The following is a 5,491-nucleotide window of genomic DNA, read 5'->3' on the forward strand; positions in this document are numbered from 1 at the left end:
CGGCGCCGTTCTAGAACCGGTAGCTCACGCCAAGCTTGTACGAGGCGCCGTAGYGGTAATAACCCTGCGGCAGCAACGGATTACCGTTGATGCTGTAGGTGTTGGCCTCGTCCAGCAGGTTCTGGCCCTCGAGCGAGATGTCCATCCGGTCGTTGATCTTGTACGACGCGTGCGCCGTGACCCAGGTGATCGGATCGGCCTCTTCGTTGTAGCCCGCGCCAAGCACGTTCACCGCCGTGGCGAAGCCCGCGGTGTGGTCGCCCGAGACGCTGAGCGAGATCGGGCCGCGCTCATAGAAGACCCCCAGCGAATAGACCGACGGCGCGATGCCTTCGAGCGGACGCTCCTGTTCGCCGACATAGCTCTTCGCCCAGTTGCGCGTGTATTGCGCGCGCAGGCCGAAGCCGTTGTCCATGAAGTGCTGCAGGCCGACCTCGACGCCCTTCACCTTGGCGTAGTCGCCGTTGATCGGGCGGCTGATATTGAACATGTAGCCGGGCACGCCGATGTCCTGGTTCGGCTCCCAGCTGGTGGTGATCTGATCCTTGATGCGCTTTTGGAACACCGCGATGTTGAAGATCGAGTTGGGGCGGAAATAGTATTCCAGCGACACGTCGAACTGCTTGGCCGAATAGGGCTTCAGATCCGCGTTGCCGCTATAGATCTGGGTGAACTCGCCCCAGGACACGCTCTCGGTGGTGCTGCTCGGCGCCAGGGTCTCGACCGACGGACGGGCCATGGTCTTGGCCGCCCCAAGGCGCAGACGCAGTTGCTCGGTTATGCGGTAGTTGAAGTTGAAGGACGGCAGAACGTAGGTGTAGTCGTTCTTCTGCTCGACGGCCGTCGGCTTGTCGTAGACGGCCGTATAGTTGAAGGCGCCGTTCTGGATGATCTGCAGGATCTTGGCGTCCCAGGCCTGGGCGTTGGTCGTCGTATGCACGACCCGCAGGCCGACGTTGCCGCTCCAGCGCTTGCCCTCCAGATTGGCCTGAGTGAAGCCCGCCCAGGTCTCTTCGCCCACGCGATAGCTTCGCAGCGGGTTCCAGGTCGGCGCAGCGGCGGAATAGTCGTAGACGCCGCCGCCCGGCCGCGGCTTGCCGTTATAGGCCGCCAGCGCCTGCTGGTAGCTGGCGATGTCGAAGGCCAGGAAGGTGCGCGGGAAGTTCGCGTCAACTTCGCTCATGAAGTTGGGCAGGCTGAAGCTGTTGGAAACGACCTTGCCGCCCAGCGCGCCGACATTGATCGCGTAGTTGCCGGAATAGTAGTCGGCCCCGCCCGTCAGGGCATTGTTGACCAGGTCACGCGACTTGGTGCGGTCGGTGTAGTTGACCCCGAACTGCACGTTGTCCAGCCAGCCGCGCTTGATCGCCCAATTGCCCTTGAACGAGGCGCCGGTGATCTTGTCGTCAATATTGTCGCCCGCGAGCGAGAAGTAGTGGGTGTTGAAGTCGGAGTCGTGGAACTGCCCCTTGGCCAAGCCGCTGGCCAGGTCGCGCCCGTCGTCGAAGTCGACCGTGACATTGGGCACGTAGGCGCCGCTCAGCGAGATATGCGCGGAGTTGGGCTGGTTCATGCGCAGAACGACATAGCTGTCCTGCCCGCCCGAATGGCGCTTGGAGGTCGAGCGGTAGAGGTCGGTGGTCAGGGTCAGATTGTCCGACACGTTCCACTCGGCGTTGGCGCCGTAGAGCTGGGTCTCGACGACGCGGTAGGAGGTCTGGTTCAGCAGTTCCGGATTGAGCCGCATTTCCGGATCAGGATTGTTCATGTCGAAGCTGGTGACGATGCCGTCCTTGATCACCATGTTCGACCAGCGGCCCGGCGCGTACAGCGGGTAGAAGGACTGCTGGTAGCCGACCTGCGGGGAATCCAGCTTGGTCGACAGCCCGTCGATGACCAGCTTGAAGTTGTCGGAGGGCCGCCACTCGAGCTTGCCGGTGAAGGCGTTGCGCTTCTTCTTCTCCAGAATGGAGCCGACGCGGAACTGACCCGGACCGATGAGGCCGTACTCTTCGGGATCCAACACGCCGTTGTTGTTCGGATCGATCGCGCCGCCCCAGGTGTTGCCCCAGAGCCAGCTTTCGTCGGTTGGGTCCGCATTGCGGCTCCAGCCGCCGTCGTTGCCGGCCACGTCGGTGCGGTCGTCGCGCTTTTCGACCACCACGCCCACGAGGATGCCGATCGTGTCGCCGGCGAAGGTATTGCTGTAGACCGCCGACAGCTTGCGGCCGTCCAGTTCGGACATCTGGTTGCGATCGCCCTCGAGGCGCACGATGCCCTGCTGGCCGCGCTTGTCGAAGGGGCTGGCCGAACGCAGGTTGATCAGGCCGCCGATGGCGCCTTCGGTGTTGGCCGCTTCCGCGCCCTTGATCACGTCTGCGCCGCTGATGACGTCGGACGGCAGCACGTCATAGGCGAAGTCGCGCCCTGCCCCGTCGGTGGCCAGGATGCGTCCGTTGAAGGTGGACAGCGTGTATTCAGGACCAAGGCCCCGAACGCTGACCTTCTGCCCCTCTCCGCCGGCCGTGCGCGAGATCGACACGCCGGTGATGTGGCTGAGCGAGTCTGCGACGTTGTCGTCGGGGAACATGCCCAGTTCCAGGGCGCTGATCGAATCCTGAACCGTGGTGGCGTCGCGCTTCAACTTGACGGCCCGGGCGACGCTGGCGCGCACGCCGACGACGACGACCTCTTCAACCGTCTGGTCTTCAGCCGCGACGGCCGGAACCTGGGCGACGGCCGCGCCGGCGGACAACAGAGCCACTATGCCTACGGAGGCCATGATGGCGGCCCGGTGAGATGGACGACGTGACATAGCGAACCCCTTTTCCTCGCTTGATCGATACAAATTCCGAAGTTTCGGTTTGCACCTTATTTATAATACAAAAGGTAACAATGGTTTCGCAAACCTGTCAAACCGCTACTTAACGAAAGCGCGCTTCGGAAGCACATTCGTTGCATAAATGTCGAAATTTCCACCAGTGCATCACCAAAACCCTTGTACTGCGTGGATTCAGGCATCACTCAGCCCGCGCTGAATCGCCTTTCGGATCAGGTCTTAGCGTAAACATTGGTTGCGGTCAGTCGCGCCCATAGGGCCGGCGCGTCGAAATCGGAAACCGTGAGGTCGGCGCCGACGCCAAGCCCCGTGTTTCGTGAAGGTCCGATGATCTCGACGGTGAACACGCCCGCCGCCAGCGCGGCGGTCACGCCCGGCTCGGAATCCTCGAACGCCATAGCGCGATCAGCGGCGACGCCGAGGCGCTGGAGGGCTTCCAGATAGGGGAGCGGATGGGGCTTGGCGCGCGGAAGATCCTCGCCCAGCACAAGGGTCGCGAAGGTGTCGGTGAGACCCAGGACCCGTAGCGTGTGCTCGACATTGCGCCGAGGGCCATTGGTGACCAGCGCGCAGGCCACGCCCCTCGCCTTCGCCCAGCCGATCAGCCTCGAAAGCCCGGGCATGGCCGTCATCCGCGGGGTCAGGCGGCGATAGAGCGCCTCCTTCTCGTCGGCCAGGCGCCAGCGCTCTTCCCCGGACAGGGCGGGAAAGAAGTGCGCGAAGATGGCGTCGTTCGACTGACCCGAGACATGGCTGTGAAAGTCGTCGTCGCCCAGGTGGACGCCCCGAGCAGCGAAGGTGTCGACCATGGCCTGGCGGTGGACCGCATCGGTGTCGCTGAGCGTGCCGTCCATGTCGAACAGCAGGGCCTCGATCCGGTCGAGCCGGAAGCGTCCAGCGCCAGACCGCAAGGTTTCGAAAGACATGTCGTCAGGCATCGACGGGCAATCTCAGGGCATGCCCGCTCAGGCGCGCCGCATAGAGCGCCGCGCCAATCGCCGGGCTGTGGCGCGGGGTGACGAGGCGGTAGTCGGGCGAATAGAGCGAAAGCTGCTGGCGGAAGGGTTGCAGAATGAGCTCTCCGCCCTGAAACACTCCGCCCGAATAGGACAGGTTCACGGTCTCGCCAGGTTGGTATTGAAGGCGCTGGCGGRTCGCTTCCACGATGGCCGCCAGTTCGCGGCCGGCCTCCGCGAAGATGCGCTGCGCGGCCTCGTCGCCTTGCGCGGCCGCCCGGGCGACCACGCGCGACAGGGCGGCGATGCGATCGCGCTGGGGCGCCGACCGGGCGTAGACATAGGCGCAGATGTCGAGGTCGCTTTTCAGCTCCAGCTCGCGGGTCAGCAGATCATGCAGCGGCCCGCGCGGCAGACGACCGTCGGCCATGCGCGAAAAGGCGTTGAGCGCCTGAACGGCGATCCAATAGGCCGAGCCTTCGTCGGAGAAGACCTCGCCCCAGCCGCCGCCGCGCGCCGACAGGCCCTGGCGCTCGCCGTAGCCGATCGAGCCCGTGCCGGCGACGATGTTGATGCCGTCCTCGCCGCCGAGCGAGCCCGCCCAGCCGCAGATCATGTCATTGCCGCAGGCATAGCGATGATGACCGAGGACCGCCTCGGGGATCACGTCGAGAAAGGGCTGAACCTGAGAGTCCTCGCCGTGGGCGGGCAGTCCGAAGAACGCGAAGATGACGTCCTCGGCCGACGCGCCGGCCTTGTCGAGCACGGCGTGAACGCCCTCGTGGAGCAAGGTGTGCAGGGTCTCGAAACCGACCTGGATATGGTAGCTGGACCCACCCTCATGGCGGGCCAGCTCGCGGCCGCCGCTATCGGTCAGGACGAAGGCGGTCTTGGTGCCGCCGCCGTCCACGCCCAGAAAGCACCCCGTCGACAGGTTCGCCTGGTCCATCGTCAGCTCAGCTCGTGGATGCGCACGCCCTGGACGACGCGATTGACCGTGCCCGAGGTGTTGGGCTTGTCCGGCGTCAGCCCCAGGCGCAGAGACTCGAAGAAGGCGAAGATCTGCGGCGCCACGATGTAGGGGAACAGCAGTTCGGCGTCGTCCGCCGTCTCGAGACCTAGCACGCTGAGTTCGTCGCTCTTGGRCAACCCCACCCCATCCTGAGCCGTGATGGCGATGACGCGGGCGGCGTCGTTGTCGCGTTGCAGCTCGCCCAGCAGATCGACGTCATAGCTGCGCGTATAGGCGTTGTTCGAGAAGAAGACGACGATCAGCGTCCGGTTATTGACGATGGTCTTTGGACCGTGCCGGAAGCCGAGCGGTGAATCGAACATCGTCACCAGGGCGCCGTTGGTCAGCTCCAGGAGCTTGAGCCCCGATTCCCGCGCCAGGCCCTGGAAGATGTGGCTGCCGAGATAGACCACGCGCTCATAGCCTTCGGCGGCCACGGCCTGCATGACGGCGGTATAGTTGGTGATCACCTGCTCGGTGGCGCGCGCGATGGCGTCGACTCGCGCGTCCATGGCCGCGATGCCGCTGAACACCGCCAGCGCCGCATAGGTCATGCACGAGAAGCTCGACGTCATGGCGAAGCTGCGGTCGTGCGTGGCTTCGGGAAGCTGCACGGTCAGGCCGCGCGACCTTTGCGCGTAAGCCGCCAGGGCACCTTCCGCGTTGCAGGTGATGACGAGGTGA

4 protein-coding genes are annotated in these 5,491 nt (G+C 64.5%); all 4 read right to left on the minus strand.

Translation table 11 applies throughout. The features are described 5' to 3' along the window. Nucleotides 1–10: 10 nt before the first annotated feature. Entirely contained in the window at nt 11–2,764 is a 2,754-nt protein-coding gene (locus AC1DZ6_RS17865; RefSeq protein WP_477098489.1) for a TonB-dependent receptor, read from the minus strand. A 287-nt stretch (nt 2,765–3,051) separates the two neighbouring features. Beyond that, nucleotides 3,052–3,765, minus strand: a complete 714-nt coding sequence (locus AC1DZ6_RS17870) for an HAD family hydrolase (protein ID WP_477098490.1) — start codon at nt 3,763–3,765, stop codon at nt 3,052–3,054. 4 nt (nt 3,766–3,769) lie between these two features. After that, nucleotides 3,770–4,744 carry an N-acetylglucosamine kinase gene (locus AC1DZ6_RS17875; protein WP_477098491.1) on the minus strand — a complete coding sequence of 325 codons (975 nt, stop codon included), beginning with the start codon at nt 4,742–4,744 and terminating at the stop codon, nt 3,770–3,772. 2 nt (nt 4,745–4,746) lie between these two features. Next, a partial coding sequence (locus tag AC1DZ6_RS17880; RefSeq protein ID WP_477098492.1) for an AgaS family sugar isomerase occupies nt 4,747–5,491 on the minus strand: 745 nt, incomplete at its 5' end.

Source organism: Caulobacter sp. P1_B12_2 (assembly GCF_056406675.1).

Coding starts and splice junctions, on each gene's coding strand:
- AC1DZ6_RS17870 (WP_477098490.1), bottom strand. CDS start 3,765: ATGTCTTTCGAAACCTTGCGGTCTGGCGCTGGACGCTTCCGGCTCGAC.